The following is a 14,813-nucleotide window of genomic DNA, read 5'->3' as shown; positions in this document are numbered from 1 at the left end:
CTCAGCTGGCAACTTCGGCTCGCACCGACGCCGCGTCGAGCATCTCGCGCAGGAAGTAACCGGTGTGACTCTCGGACATGTTCGCGACCTGTTCGGGCGTGCCGGTCGCCACGATCTGGCCACCGCCCGAGCCGCCTTCGGGCCCGAGGTCGATGATCCAGTCGGCCGACTTGATGACGTCGAGGCTGTGTTCGATCACGATCACCGTGTTGCCCTTGTCGACGAGCTTGCCGAGCACCTTGAGCAACTTCTGCACGTCTTCGAAGTGCAGGCCGGTGGTGGGCTCATCGAGCACGTACACGCTGCGGCCGTTGGAGCGGCGCTGCAGCTCGGTCGCGAGCTTCACCCGCTGCGCCTCACCGCCCGAGAGCGTCGTGGCGCTCTGTCCGAGCTGCACGTAACCGAGGCCGACATCGACGAGCGTCTTCAGATAGCGGTGGATCGCCGAGATGGGCTCGAAGAACTCGGCCGCCTCACTGATCGGCATCTCGAGCACCTCGGCGATGTTCTTGCCCTTGTAGTGCACTTGAAGAGTCTCGCGGTTGTACCGCTTGCCACCGCACACCTCGCACGCGACGTAGACGTCGGGCAGGAAGTTCATCTCGATCTTGATCGTGCCGTCACCCGAGCATGCCTCGCATCGGCCGCCCTTGACGTTGAAGCTGAACCGCCCGGGGAGGTAGCCACGGGCCTTCGACTCGGTCGTCTCGGAGAAGAGCGTGCGGATGCGGTCGAAGACACCGGTGTAGGTGGCGGGGTTCGAGCGAGGAGTACGCCCGATCGGCGCCTGATCGACGTGCACGACCTTGTCGAGCTGGTCGAGCCCGGTGACGCGACGGTGCTTGCCCGCGACCTTTCGGGCGCCGTTGAGACGGTTCGCGAGCACCCGGTACAGGATGTCGTTCACGAGCGACGACTTGCCCGAGCCGCTCACGCCGGTCACGGCGGTCAGGATGCCGAGCGGGAACTCGACGTCGACGCCGCGCAGGTTGTTGGCTTCTGCGCCCTGCACGGTGATCGTGCGCTCGGGGTCGACGGGGCGGCGCGTCTCGGGAATCGGAATCGCCTTGCGACCCGACAGGTAGTCGCCGGTGAGTGAACGCGTGTTCTTCACGAGATCGGCGTAGCTGCCGGAGTGCACGACGGTGCCGCCGTTCACGCCCGCGCCCGGTCCGATGTCGACGATCCAGTCGGCCGTGCGAATCGTGTCTTCATCGTGTTCGACGACGATGAGGGTGTTGCCGAGATCGCGAAGCGCGATCAGGGTGTCGATGAGTCGACGGTTGTCGCGCTGGTGGAGGCCGATGCTCGGCTCGTCGAGCACGTAGAGCACGCCGGTGAGACCCGAACCGATCTGCGTCGCCAGACGGATGCGCTGCGCTTCTCCACCGGAGAGGGTCGCCGCCGCTCGCGAGAGGTCGAGATAGCTGAGCCCGACACGGATCAGGAAGTCGAGACGCAGCTTGATCTCGCGCAGCACCTGCGCGGCGATGGCTTGTTCGCGATCACTGAGCTCGAGGCGATCCATGAATGCACGGGCATCGGTGAGGCTCAGCAGGCCCACGTCGGCGATGCTCGCATCGTGGATGAGCACCGACAGCACCTCGGGCTTCAGGCGCTTGCCGCCGCAGACCGGGCACGGCACCTCTCGCAGGTATTCCGACCAGCGCGCACGCTGCACATCGGTCTCGGCCTGCAGGTACTGGCGCTCGATGTAGGGCACGACGCCCTCGAAGCCGGAGGTGTAGCTCATCTCGCGGCCGTAGCGGTTGCGCCACTTCACCTTGACCTCGAAGTTGTCACCACGGAGCACTGCCTGGCGAGCCGCCTCGTCGAGCTCTTCCCACGGGGTATCGAGCGAGAACTCGAGATCTCGGGCGAGCCCGCCGAGGAGCTTCTCGTAGTAGTTGTAGAGGCTCTTGCCCTGCGAGGTCCACGGAATGATGACGCCCTCGGCGATGCTGAGGCTCGGATCGCCGAGCAGTAGTGCATCGTCGACCGACATGCGCGTGCCGAGCCCCGAGCACTCGGGGCAGGCGCCGAACGGCGCGTTGAACGAGAACGTACGCGGTTCGATCTCGGTCAGCTGGATCGGGTGCTGATTCGGGCAGGAGAGCTTCTCGGAGAACGTCGCCCACGCGGCCGGTCCGGTCTCATCGATGTAGTTGATCTGCACGAGGCCGTCGGTCAGGCGCAGTGCGGTCTCGAGGGAGTCGGTGAGCCGGCCGAGCATGTCGGGGCTTGCGACGAGCCGGTCGATCACCACGGAGATGTCGTGCTTGACCTGCTTCTTCAGCGTCGGTGGTTCATCGAGCCTGATGATGTCACCGTCGACGACCGCGCGGGTGTAGCCCTGGGCGGCGAGGTCACGGAAGAGGTCGACGAACTCGCCCTTCTTCTTCGACACGACCGGACTCACGACCTGGTAGCGGGTGCCCTCGGCCAGCTCCATGAGCTGGTCGGCGATCTGCTGCACCGTCTGTCGCTGGATGCGCTCACCGCAGACCGGGCAGTGCGGCACACCGATGCGTGCCCACAGGAGGCGCATGTAGTCGTAGATCTCGGTGATCGTGCCGACGGTCGAGCGCGGGTTCCGGTTCGTCGACTTCTGGTCGATCGAGACCGCAGGGCTCAGCCCCTCGATGAAATCGACATCGGGGCGGTCGACCTGCCCCAGGAATTGACGAGCGTAGGCCGAGAGCGACTCGACGTAGCGCCGCTGCCCTTCAGCGAAGATCGTGTCGAACGCGAGCGAGGACTTGCCCGAACCAGAGAGGCCCGTGAACACCACCATCGCGTCACGCGGGATCTCGACGTCGACGTTCTGCAGGTTGTGCACGCGGGCACCGCGAACACTCAGGTGCGAATGGGCATCGAGACGTGAAACTGGCACTCTTCGAGTTTAGAGAGCACCACCGACACGGATGCCTCGTGCACACGCGCTCTGAGCGAACATACGTTCGAATCGGGCCGAGATCATTGCTCGCTCCGCCTGACCGCGACCGGATCGAACGATGCGATTCGGACGGATGTCAGCGTCTCGTCAGCCGAGGTGGCCGGCCTTCTCCATCTGGCGGAGTTCACGCTTGAGATCGGAGACCTCGTCACGCAAGCGCGCGGCGAGTTCGAATTTCAACTCGCCGGCCGCGACGAGCATCTGCTCGTTGAGATCGCGGATGAGGTCTTCGAGGTCGTTGGCGCCGGCCGCAGCGATGCCCTCGCGCCGGAGGTTCGGCACCGGCGCCTTCTTCTTCGCATCGCGACCGGCGAGGAGGGCCGCGGTGTCGGCCCCTTCGCGCGCGAGCACTTGGGTGATGTCGGCGATGCGTTTGCGAAGCGGTTGCGGGTCGATGCCGTTGACGCGGTTGTACTCGAGCTGACGATCTCGTCGTCTCGTCGTCTCGTCGATCGCCGACTTCATCGAATCGGTGAGCACATCGGCATACATGTGCACCTCGCCCGAGACGTTTCGTGCGGCGCGACCGATCGTCTGGATGAGTGACGTCGACGACCGCAGGAACCCCTCTTTGTCAGCGTCGAGGATCGCGACGAGGGACACCTCGGGCAGGTCGAGCCCTTCACGGAGGAGGTTGATGCCGACCAGGACGTCGTACACGCCCGCCCGGAGTTCGGTCAGCAACTCGACGCGGCGCAGCGTGTCGACATCTGAGTGGAGATAGCGCACCCGCACCCCCGCCTCGGAGAGGAAGTCGGTGAGCTCTTCGGCCATCTTCTTGGTGAGGGTCGTGACGAGGACGCGTTCGTTTCGCTCGGCGCGAGTGCGGATCTCGTCGAGCAGATCGTCGATCTGGCCCTTCGACGGCTTCACGATGATCTGTGGGTCGACGAGTCCTGTCGGACGGATGATCTGCTCCACCACGCCGTCGGCGATGCCCATCTCGTAGCGGCCGGGGGTGGCCGAGAGGTACACGGCCTGGCCAACCCGCGCCTTGAACTCATCCCACTTCAGCGGGCGGTTGTCGAGCGCGCTCGGCAGGCGGAATCCGTGCTCGACGAGGGTGCGCTTGCGGGAGGAGTCTCCCTCGTACATCGCACCGATCTGGGGAACCGTGACGTGCGACTCGTCGATCACCACGAGGAAGTCGTCGGCGAAGTAATCGAGGAGGCAATGCGGAGCCTCCCCCGCTTGTCGGCCGTCGATGTGCCTCGAGTAGTTCTCGATACCCGAGCAGAAGCCGATCTGCTCCATCATCTCGAGATCGAACGTCGTGCGCATGCGCAGCCGCTGCGCCTCGAGCAGTTTGCCTTCGCGCTCGAGCTCAGCGAGTCGCTCTTCGAGCTCGATGCGGATGGTGCCGATCGCCCGCTGCATCACCTCGGTGCTCGCCACGTAGTGCGACCCCGGGAAGACCGGCACCGAGTCGAGTTTGGCAACCACCTGCCCGGTCAGCGGATGCAGGCTGTACAGCGCCTCGATCTCATCACCGAACATCTCGATGCGGATCGCCAGCTCTTCGTAGATCGGGATGATCTCGATCGTGTCGCCCCGCACTCGGAAGTTGCCGCGAGAGAAGTCGACATCGTTGCGCTGGTACTGCATCGAGACGAACTTGCGGATGAGCCAGTCGCGATCGACCCGCTGGCCGACCTGTAGCGGCATCATGGCACCGAGGTACTCCTCGGGCGTGCCAAGGCCGTAGATGCACGAAACAGAGGAGACGACCACGACGTCGCGCCGGCTCAGCAGTGAGTTCGTGGTGGAGTGCCGGAGCCGTTCGACTTCGGCGTTGACCGACGAGTCCTTCTCGATGAAGGTGTCGGTCTGCGGCACGTACGCCTCGGGCTGGTAGTAGTCGTAGTACGAGACGAAGTACTCGACCGCGTTGTTGGGCATGAGTTCGCGGAACTCGTTGGCCAGTTGCGCGGCCAACGTCTTGTTGTGTGCGAGCACGAGCGTGGGCCGCTGCACCTGTTCGATGAGCCAGGCGGTGGTCGCCGACTTGCCCGTGCCGGTCGCACCCAGCAGCACGACGTCGGTCTCGCCCGCGTTGATGCGGCCTGCGAGTTCGGCGATCGCCGCCGGCTGGTCGCCGCTCGGAACATACTCGCTGATGACCTCGAATGGTCGAACGGATCGTGTGGCCTGCATGCTCTCCAGTCTAGGATCGCCCGCCGACACCGCACCTGGGAGCGTTCTCGGACTGGCAGCACGCTACCCCTTGGAGGCGCGCTCCTCGACGATGCGCCGCCAGAGTGCGTCGGTCTGGCTCATCGTGTGCGCGAGCGACCCATCGGTGTCGATCACGACGTCGGCGATTGCGAGGCGCGCGGTGTTGTCGACCTGGGCGTCGACGCGCGCCTCGGCCTGGATCGGGTCGAACCCGCGATCCTGCACGAGCCGTTCCACCTGGATGCGCCGCGGCGCGTTGGTCACGACGATGAGATCGAAGGGGTGATCGACGGATGCCTCGACGAGGAGTGGAACGTCGTAGACGACGACGGCATCGGGGTTCTCCTGTTCGGCCTTCGCGAAGAGCCTGGCCGAGAGTTCGCGTACGGCGGGATGCACGATCGCGTTGAGCTTCGCGAGCGCCTCCGAGTCGCCGAACACGCGCTCACCGAGTTTCGACCGATCGAGAGACCCGTCGCGGCGCAGCACGTCGTCGCCGAACTCGGCGACGATCGCCTCGAGTGCGGGCGTTCCGGGCTCCACCACTCGCCGTGCGAGCTGGTCGGCATCGATGTGCACGGCGCCATGCTCGTAGAGCCGACGTGCGACGGTGGACTTTCCTGAGGCGATACCGCCCGTGAGACCGATCAGATACACGCCACCACTCTAACCGTGCGACACTCGACGCGACGGCACACGGAGGCGGGCATGCTGGAGTTGTTGACGGGAACCGGGCTCGCCCTCGCTGCCGGATTGAACGCTTGAATCCCCCTCGTGGTGATCGGCGCTCTCGACCGTTTCACCGGTCTCATCGAGCTTCCGCCGCAGTGGTCATGGCTCTCGAATGAATGGGTGCTCCTCATCCTCGTGGTGTTGCTCATCGTCGAGTTCATCACCGAGAAGATTCCCGGCCTCGACTCGATGAACGACATCGTGCAGACCGTGGTACGGCCGACGGCCGGCGGTCTCGCGTTCGGCTCCGGCGTGAGTGCCAGACCGCAGCAGTGACCGACCCCGAAGCGTTCTTCACCTCGCAGCAATGGGTGCCGATCGCGGTGGGCGTCGTGCTCGCGTTACTCGTGCATCTCGCCAAGGCGATGACTCGCCCTGTGGTCAACGTCGCGACGGCGGGCGTCGGCGCCCCAGTGGCGAGCACCGCCGAGGATGCCGGCTCGTTCGCGCTCGCGTTCGCGTTCGCCGCGATCCTCGCACCGCTGCTCGTCGTGGTCGGCATCGTGGTGATCGTCGTGCTCGTCATCGTGGTGGTGCGCCGGCGTCGAGCGCGACGCAGGCAGCATCCGTCGACCGCGCCATGAACGCCGGAAGGCCGGCTCCCGAGGGAGCCGGCCTTCCGTATCGCGGTCAGCGACTAGTTGTTGCTCGAGAGCTTCTCGCGCAGCGCCGCGAGCGACGCATCGTCGGCGAGGGTACCCGCGCCGGCGGAGTCGCCCGTGAACGACGGAGCACTCGAGGTGAACGAGTCGTCGGCGGCAGCAGCAATGCTCGCCTGCGCGACCTGCTTCTTGTGCGCCTCCCAACGAGCCTGGGCGGCAGCGTAGTCCTGCTCCCACTTCTCGCGCTGGGTGTCGAAGCCCTCGCGCCACTCGTTGGTCTCGGGGTCGAAGCCCTCGGGGTACTTGTAGTTGCCCGCCTCGTCGTACTCGGTGAGCATACCGTAGAGCGCCGGGTCGAACTCGGTGCTCTCGGGGTCGACGCCCTCGTTCGCCTGCTTCAGCGAGAGCGAGATGCGGCGACGCTCGAGGTCGATGTCGATGACCTTGACGAAGACCTCTTCGCCGACCGACACGACCTGCTCGGCGAGCTCGACGTGCTTGCCCGACAGCTCGGAGATGTGGACGAGGCCCTCGATGCCATCGGCGACGCGAACGAACGCACCGAACGGAACGAGCTTCGTGACCTTACCCGGCGCGACCTGACCGATCGCGTGGGTACGGGCGAAGACCTGCCACGGGTCCTCCTGCGTCGCCTTGAGCGACAGCGAGACGCGCTCACGGTCGAGTTCGACGGAGAGCACCTCGACGGTGACCTCCTGGCCGACCTCGACGACCTCGCTGGCGTGCTCGATGTGCTTCCACGAGAGCTCGGAGACGTGGACGAGACCGTCGACGCCGCCCAGGTCGACGAACGCACCGAAGTTGACGATCGACGAGATGACACCCTTGCGGATCTGGCCCGGGTGGAGGTTCGCGAGGAACGTCGAACGCGACTCGGACTGCGTCTGCTCGAGCAGCGCGCGGCGCGAGAGCACCACGTTGTTGCGGTTCTTGTCGAGCTCGAGGATCTTCGCCTCGATCTCCTGGCCGAGGTACGGCGTGAGGTCGCGCACACGGCGGAGTTCGATGAGCGAGGCCGGAAGGAAGCCGCGAAGGCCGATGTCGACGATCAGGCCGCCCTTGACGACCTCGATGACCGAACCGGTCACGACGCCATCGGCTTCCTTGATCTTCTCCACGTCGCCCCATGCGCGCTCGTACTGCGCACGCTTCTTCGACAGGATGAGGCGGCCTTCTTTGTCTTCCTTCTGAAGAACGAGCGCCTCGACGGTGTCGCCGACGCCGACGACCTCGCTGGGGTCGACATCGTGCTTGATGGAAAGCTCACGCGAGGGGATGACACCCTCGGTCTTGTAGCCGACGTCGAGGAGTACCTCGTCGCGGTCGATCTTCACGACGGTGCCCTCGATGAGGTCGCCGTCGTTGAAGAACTTCAAAGTCTTCTCGACCGCGGCGAGGAAATCGTCAGCAGATCCGATGTCGTTGATCGCGACCTGCTTGGGTGCCTTGGTCGTTGCGGTTGTCATGTAGTGAATGCTCCGTAAAGGACAAAATCGAGCCCATCGCGCGGGAGAGCGTTATGTTGGTTCCGCGATGGGCATGCGGACAGGGATGTCACACGAGTGACACTCAATCCTAACGGAATCACTCCCCCATGGGCAAACGAGGGGGTTCTGGCGTCACACGAGACGTCGCTCGCCCGATTCTTCGGTGAGTGGAGCGGGCCGAAGGATGCTCAGCAACGCCGGCTCGAGGTCTGGATATTCGAACGCGTACCCGGCATCGAGCAGCCGCTCGGGTACGACCCACCTGCTCTTCAGCACGAGCTCGGTCTCGGTGCGGATGACCGCCGATCCGAGCTCGAGCATCCATCGCCACGCGGGAACGCCGATCGGTACACCGAGGATCCGGCGGATCGTTCGCATGAGCGTGCGATTGTCGCTCGGGTTCGGCGAACTCACGTTCACGATCCCGTCGATATCGGCTCGATCACGCAGAAAGTCGATCACGCCGGCGATGTCATCGATGTGCACCCAGCTGAAGCGCTGACGCCCACCACGCACGCGGAACACATGCTGCGTGCCCGCGGCCAGGCGTGCCTTCGTCGACGGCCATCTGCCGTCGAGTTGCGCGCCGCCGAGCCCGATCCGTGCAAGCCACGTGAGCGGCCGCATGGCGCTGCCGTCACCGAGCACGATCGCGATGCGGAGTGCCACCCGACGCGTCGCGGGCAGCGTGCCCTCGAAGAACTCGTGCTCCCACGCCCGGGCCACGTCGACGGAGAACCCCGCGCCGAGCTCACCGTTCGACTCGGTCATCGGCCGGTCTTCCGCATGCCGGTAGATCGTCGCCGTCGAGGAGTTGAACCACACGGCAGGGGGCGCGGCAACGGATGCCACGGCGTCGTGCAGCACCGCGGTCGTCTCGAGCCTCGACCGGAAGATCTCGGCGCGGTTCGCCGGCGTGTACCGACAATTCACATTCCTGCCTGCGAGGTTCACGAGCACGTCGGCGCCGTCGACCACTTGCTGGATCGCAGCAAGGTCGCCCCACGACGCATCCGCTTCAGCACCGCGGCCGATCGTCGCGACCTCGGCGCCCTCGGCACGGAAGTGCGACACCAGGTGCCGGCCGATGAAGCCGGACGCCCCAGCAATGACGATGCGCGTCATGCGTCTTCCTCGACGTGCGTGCGGAGTCAGGCGAGCAGCGACGAACGGAGCGTGTCGAGGCCGACACCACCCAGGCCGAGCGCCTTGCGGTGGAACTCGCGGATGTCGAACGACGCACCCTCTCGACGCGCCACCTCGTCGCGCAACTGCTCCCAGATGCGCTGCCCGACCTTGTACGACGGCGCCTGCCCCGGCCAGCCGAGGTAGCGGTTCACTTCGAAGCGCACGAAACTGTCGTTCATGTTGACGTTCTGCCCGAGGAACTCGAACGCGTAGTCGCCGGTCCACACGCCATTGCCGTCGGGGCGCTGCTTGCCGAGGTGCACGCCGATGTCGAGCACCACGCGCGCCGCGCGCATGCGCTGGCCGTCGAGCATGCCGAGACGGTCGGCCGGATCGTCGAGGTATCCGAGGCTCTGCATGAGTCGCTCCGCGTAGAGCGCCCAGCCTTCGGCATGGCCCGACGTGCCCGCGAGTTGGCGGCGCCAGGTGTTCAGCTGGCCGCGATTCACGACCGCCTGGCCGATCTGCAGGTGGTGACCGGGTACGCCCTCGTGGTACACCGTCGTGAGTTCGCGCCACGTGTCGAACTCGGTGACGCCTTCGGGTACCGACCACCACATGCGCCCCGCGCGCGCGAAGTCGTCGCTCGGCCCGGTGTAGTAGATGCCACCCTCTTGCGTCGGCGCGATCATGCACTCGAGCGTGCGGATCTCGGCGGGAATGTCGAATTGGGTGCCGGCGAGCTCGGAGACCGCGCGGTCGCTCGTCTCCTGCATCCACCGCTGCAGGGCGTCGGTACCGTGCAGCTTGCGCGACGGGTCGTTGTCGAGGAACGCGATCGCTTCGGCGACGGATGCCCCGGGCACGATCTCGTTCGCGATCGACTCCTGCTCGGCGACCATGCGGGCGAGCTCTTCGATGCCCCATTCGTAGGTCTCGTCGAGGTCGATCACCGCACCGAGGAACTGGCGCGACTGCAGGGCGTAGATATCGCGGCCCACGGCGTCGCGCTCGCCGGCGACCGGCTGCAGTTCGTTCTCGAGGAACTCGGCGAGCCGGGCGTATGAGGCGGTGGCGGCCGCAGCACCGCTGCCGAGCTGGCTCGTCACCGACGACGGCAGTTCTGCGTCACCGGCCTTCGCGGATGCGGCGAAAGTGCCGAAGAACCCATCGGGCTGCGCAATACGACGCGCCTGCGCGGCGACCTCTCGCACCTGACGAGCCGCGGGCACGATGCCTCGCGCGATGCCCTCGCGCAACGTTTCGACGTAGCCGTCGATCGCACGCGGAACCGCTTCGAGGCGGGTCGCGATGCGGTCCCAGTCCTCTGGAGCGTCGGTGGGCATGAGGTCGAACACCTCGCGGATCTCTTGTGCGGGGCTCGCGATGACGTTGAGGTCGCGCAGGTGGAGGCCTGCATCGTGCCGCTCGAGTGCGAGCTCGAGTTCGCTGCCGAGATCGGCGACGGTGATCCGGTCGACGTCGTCGACCGGGCTCGCCCCACGGAGCGCGGCGAGTGCCTCCCGCGTGGCCGCGATCGAGCGCTCGTGACCTTCGGGAGAGAAGTCGGCGAGTCGGCCGTCGTGCGTCGTACGCCCGATGTAGGTGCCGACGCCCGGGTCCAGCTCGACGAGTGTGTCGACCCACCCCTCTGCGATGCGATCGACGTCGGTCGGGGTGCGCTCACTCGATGCCATGCTGCGAGCCTATGACAGCGAGCCGACATCGCGCTCGCTTCCGGTGACCCGGCAGAATTCGCACGCGAACTCCCCGGCGTGCGAGTTTCACCCTGCGCACGAGCAGTATCCGGTCGTGGGCGCTCCCACCACCGCGGCGCCACGATCAGTGCGCAGCGTCCTCCCAGTTCGCGCCTCGGCCGATCTGCACGTCGAGCGGCACGAGCAGCTCGGCGGCGTGCGCCATGCGGTCGCGGACGACGGCCTCGAGCACCTCGGACTCCCCCGCGGCGACCTCGAAGATGAGCTCGTCGTGCACAGTCAGGAGCATGCGGCTGCCGAGCCCCTGTGCGGCGATGTCGGCCTCGACCTTCGACATCGCGATCTTGATGATGTCGGCGGCCGAACCCTGGATCGGCGAGTTCAACGCAGCGCGCTCCGCGTTCTCACGGTGCACCCGGTTGGGGCTGTTCAGGTCGGGGAACGGGCGCCGGCGGCCGAAGATCGTCTCGGTGTATCCGTCGATCTTCGCCTGCTCGACGACGCTGCGCAGGTAGTCGCGTACGGCGCCGAACCGCTCGAAGTACTCCTTCATGAGCTGCGTGGCCTCGGCACGATCGATGCGGAGCTGCTTCGAGAGGCCGAATGCGCTCAGCCCGTAGGCGAGCCCGTACGACATCGCCTTCACCTTCGTGCGCATCACCGGGGTGACCTCGGCAGGATCGACCGAGAACACTCGCGCACCGACGAATCGGTGGAGGTCTTCGCCGGCATTGAACGCTTCGATCAGGGCGGGGTCGCCCGAGAGGTGCGCCATGATGCGCATCTCGATCTGCGAGTAGTCGGCGGTGAGGAGCTCGGTGTATTCGGGGCCGTGACGGAACGCCTTGCGGATGCGCCGGCCGTCTTCGGTGCGGATCGGGATGTTCTGCAGGTTCGGGTCGTTCGAGGACATGCGGCCGGTCGCCGCGCCGATCTGCCCGTAGCTCGTGTGGATGCGCCCGTCATCTGCGATCGACTTGTCGAGGGACTCGACGATCTGCCGCAGCTTCGTGGCGTCACGGTGCTCGAGCAGGTAGCCGAGGAAGGGGTGCGGGTTCGACTCCTGCAGGTCGGCCAGCGCACTCGCGTCGGTCGTGTAACCCGTCTTCGTCGCCCGGGTCTTCGGCATGCCGAGCTGGTCGAAGAGCACCTCTTGCAGTTGCTTCGGTGAACCGAGGTTGACCTCCCGGCCGATCTCCGCGAACGCCGCCTCGGCAAGGCCCGCTGCGCGAGTGCCGAGCTCGGTGGAGAGCTCGGCGAGCTCGGCGTGGTCGACGGTCACACCGCGCACCTCCATCGCCGCAAGCACCGACACCAGCGGCATCTCGATGTCGGCGAGCAGCTGCCGCGAGCTCTCGGGGAGGGCTCGGAGCACGACGGGGGCGACCCGGAGCGAATACCAGGCGTACTCGGGGGCGCCTGCGTCGCTGCCTTCTTCGGGCACGAGCTGAGCGGGATCCGCCTGCGGCACGGTCTCACCGAGGTAGCGCTCGACGAGGTCGGCGAGCGTCTTCTCGGCGAGGATCGGTCGCACGAGCCATCCGGCGACGAGGGTATCGACGACGAGCCCGTCGAATGCGAGCCCCGATCGCATGAGCGCCTTCAACTGCGGCTTCGCATCGGTCATGATCTTCGGTGCGTCGCTCGCGAGCCATGCCTCGAACGGCGCGTAGTCGGATCGCCCCGCCTGCCACGGCAGCTGTACGGTCTCGTCGGCGGTCGCGATGCCCGCGCCGATCACGAGGCCGTCGAGCACTTCGACGCTGAGGCCGAGGCCTGCCGGCTCTGCGGCGACGGCGCGCTCGATCCAGACGGCGAGCTCCTCATCGAGGAGGCGGCGCGGGTTGGGCGCTACGGGGGCGGCGGGCGCGTCTGCGGCCGGGGTCGCAGGCGCAGCGGATGTCGCGGCCGCGCCGTTGCCATTGCCGTTGCCCGCCGCGATCTTCTTCATGCGTTCGAACAGCGTGCGGAACTCCAGCCGCTCGAACAGCGGCTGTACCGCCTCGATGTCGATCGGCTTCGCCTCGAGCTCGTCGAGCTCGACCTCGAGCTCGACATCGGTGACGAGCCGGTTGAGCCGCCGATTGCGGATCGCGTTCTCTTTCTCGTCGCGGAGGTTCTGCCCGACGACGCCCTTGATCTCGTCGGCGTGCTCGAGGATGCCGTCGAGGGAGCCGTAGAGGCCGAGCCACTTGACTGCGGTCTTCTCGCCGACCTTCGTGATGCCGATGAGGTTGTCGCTCGTCTCACCGACGAGTGCCGCGATGTCGGGGTACTGCTCGGGGCGGATGCCGTAGCGCTCGATCACCGCATCGGTGTCGTAGCGCTTCAGCTGCGAGACGCCCTGCGTGTTCGGGTAGAGCAGCGTGACATCGTCATTGACGAGCTGGATGGTGTCGCGGTCGCCGGAGACCAGCAGCACCCGGTAGCCCTCGGCGCGGCCGCGCGCCGCGAGCGTCGCGAGGATGTCGTCGGCTTCGAAGTCCTCTTTCTCGAGGGTGCGAATGCCCATCGCCTTCAGCGCATCTTGCAGGAGCGGCACCTGCCCCTTGAACTCCACCGGTGTCTCACCGCGCGTGCCCTTGTACTCGGGGTACTCGCGCGTGCGGAAGGAAGCGCGTGAGATGTCGAACGCGACCGCGAGGTGCGTCGGCTTCTCGTTCTGCAGCAGCAGAAGCAGCATCGACAGGAAGCCGTGGATGGCATTCGTGTGCTGACCATCGCGAGTGGTGAAGCTGTCGACGGGGAGGGCGTAGAAGGCCCGGAAGGCCAACGAATGGCCGTCGACGACGAGGAGGGTAGGCTTTTCTGCGTCCGACACCCCCCAAGACTACAAGCGGCCGACGACACTGCCCGACGGCCCATCTCGAAGGCGAGCATGACCCAGACGAGTGACCCGATCGACTACCTGCAGGCGCGCGGAACCGGCGCCCTGGCCGAGAAGATGGGCATCGAGTTCCTCGAGTTCTCGGTCGATCGTTCGGTCGCGAGAATGCCGGTCGAGGGCAACACGCAGCCCGCCATGCTGCTGCACGGCGGCGCCTACGTCGTGCTCGGCGAGTCGCTCGGCTCGATGGCCGCGAATCTCTGGGCAGGTGCCGGCCGACTCGCCGTCGGCATCGAGATCAACGCTACGCACACGCGTTCCGCGACGAACGGCTGGGTCACCGGCGTCTGTACGCCGATCCACCTCGGCCGCACCCTCACGACGCACGAGATCGCCATCACCGACGACGCGGGCCGACGCTGCTCGACGATCCGCATCACGAACCTGATCAAAGATCTGCCGGCGACCTGAGCAGGTACGAGAACAGCGGATGCCGCGGCGACACGTGTCGCCGCGGCATCCGCTGTTCTGGAACGGTTTCGCCTACTTCTTCGCCGAGAGCTGCTCGATGATCGCCTGCGAGACGTCTTTCATCGTGAGACGGCGGTCCATCGATGCCTTCTGGATCCACCGGAACGCCTCGGGCTCGGTGAGCCCCATCTTCTCGTTGAGCAGGCCCTTCGCTCGATCGACGAGCTTTCGGGTCTCGAAACGCTCGACGAGGTCGCCGACCTCGGCCTCGAGCGCGATGATCTGCGCGTGGCGCGCGAGGGCGATCTCGATCGCGGGCAGCAGGTCGTTGGGAGTGAACGGCTTCACGACGTATGCGAGCGCGCCCGCCTCGCTGGCCCGCTCGACGAGCTCTTTCTGGCTGAACGCCGTGAGAAGCACGACCGGCGCGATGTGACCCTTCGAGAGTCGTTCGGCGGCCGAGATGCCGTCGAGTTGGGGCATCTTGACGTCCATGATGACGAGATCGGGCCGAAGCTCGGTCGCGAGCGCGACCGCGGTCTCGCCGTCTCCGGCCTCTCCGACGACCTCGAAGCCGTTGTCGCGCAGGATCTCGACGATGTCGAGGCGGATGAGCGACTCATCTTCGGCTACGACGACGCGGCGCGGTGCCGGCTGGGTTGATTCTGTGTCTGTCACGCAGGAAAGCCTACGGTA

The 14,813-nt window shown here is 66.3% G+C and carries 11 protein-coding genes; 3 read left to right on the top strand and 8 right to left on the bottom strand.

Features of this window, described 5'->3' with window-relative positions; genetic code table 11:
* Position 1: 1 nt before the first annotated feature.
* The 3 genes from uvrA to coaE all read right to left on the bottom strand — a co-directional run bounded on the left by uvrA (position 2) and on the right by coaE (position 5,788).
* Complete coding sequence (uvrA, locus tag AC1C2S_RS17395; RefSeq protein WP_495353855.1) at positions 2–2,893, bottom strand: excinuclease ABC subunit UvrA; 2,892 nt, start codon at positions 2,891–2,893, stop codon at positions 2–4.
* 150 nt (positions 2,894–3,043) lie between these two features.
* Complete coding sequence (uvrB, locus tag AC1C2S_RS17390) at positions 3,044–5,110, bottom strand: excinuclease ABC subunit UvrB (protein WP_495353854.1); 2,067 nt, start codon at positions 5,108–5,110, stop codon at positions 3,044–3,046.
* A 63-nt stretch (positions 5,111–5,173) separates the two neighbouring features.
* Positions 5,174–5,788 carry a dephospho-CoA kinase gene (coaE, locus tag AC1C2S_RS17385; RefSeq protein ID WP_495353853.1) on the bottom strand — a complete coding sequence of 205 codons (615 nt, stop codon included), beginning with the start codon at positions 5,786–5,788 and terminating at the stop codon, positions 5,174–5,176.
* Between the two features lie 117 nt (positions 5,789–5,905).
* On the opposite strand from coaE, the gene AC1C2S_RS17380 reads away from it, so the two are divergent.
* Positions 5,906–6,139: a DUF4126 domain-containing protein gene (locus AC1C2S_RS17380; RefSeq protein ID WP_495353852.1), complete on the top strand. Its 234-nt coding sequence runs from the start codon at positions 5,906–5,908 to the stop codon at positions 6,137–6,139.
* A complete protein-coding gene (locus AC1C2S_RS17375; RefSeq protein ID WP_495353851.1) occupies positions 6,136–6,447 on the top strand; it encodes a DUF4126 domain-containing protein in 312 nt (103 codons plus the stop codon). The genes AC1C2S_RS17380 and AC1C2S_RS17375 overlap by 4 nt, the downstream gene beginning before the upstream one ends.
* 53 nt (positions 6,448–6,500) lie before the next feature.
* Here AC1C2S_RS17375 and rpsA read toward each other — a convergent pair whose 3' ends face one another.
* From rpsA to polA, 4 genes are all read right to left on the bottom strand, one after another.
* On the bottom strand, positions 6,501–7,952 hold the full coding sequence (gene rpsA, locus AC1C2S_RS17370) for a 30S ribosomal protein S1 (protein WP_495353850.1): 1,452 nt from the start codon (positions 7,950–7,952) through the stop codon (positions 6,501–6,503).
* Between the two features lie 153 nt (positions 7,953–8,105).
* The gene (locus AC1C2S_RS17365; protein ID WP_495353849.1) at positions 8,106–9,098 is read right to left on the bottom strand and encodes an epimerase; all 993 of its coding nucleotides are present in this window, start codon (positions 9,096–9,098) and stop codon (positions 8,106–8,108) included.
* 26 nt (positions 9,099–9,124) lie between these two features.
* Complete coding sequence (locus AC1C2S_RS17360) at positions 9,125–10,798, bottom strand: DUF885 domain-containing protein (protein WP_495353848.1); 1,674 nt, start codon at positions 10,796–10,798, stop codon at positions 9,125–9,127.
* Positions 10,799–10,943: 145 nt separating this feature from the next.
* Positions 10,944–13,640 (bottom strand): DNA polymerase I, encoded by a 2,697-nt coding sequence (gene polA, locus AC1C2S_RS17355; protein ID WP_495353847.1) that lies wholly within the window; start codon positions 13,638–13,640, stop codon positions 10,944–10,946.
* A gap of 57 nt (positions 13,641–13,697) precedes the next feature.
* Here polA and AC1C2S_RS17350 point away from each other — a divergent pair, with 57 nt between their 5' ends.
* A complete protein-coding gene (locus tag AC1C2S_RS17350; protein ID WP_495353846.1) occupies positions 13,698–14,117 on the top strand; it encodes a hotdog fold thioesterase in 420 nt (139 codons plus the stop codon).
* A gap of 72 nt (positions 14,118–14,189) precedes the next feature.
* Here the strand turns inward: AC1C2S_RS17350 and AC1C2S_RS17345 are convergent, their stop codons facing one another.
* A complete protein-coding gene (locus AC1C2S_RS17345) occupies positions 14,190–14,795 on the bottom strand; it encodes an ANTAR domain-containing response regulator (protein ID WP_495353845.1) in 606 nt (201 codons plus the stop codon).
* Positions 14,796–14,813: the final 18 nt, after the last annotated feature.

It is taken from the genome of Agromyces sp. Y782, assembly GCF_059445405.1.
Note: the sequence above shows the minus strand (reverse complement) of the source record. Positions and strands in the feature narration are given on the sequence as shown.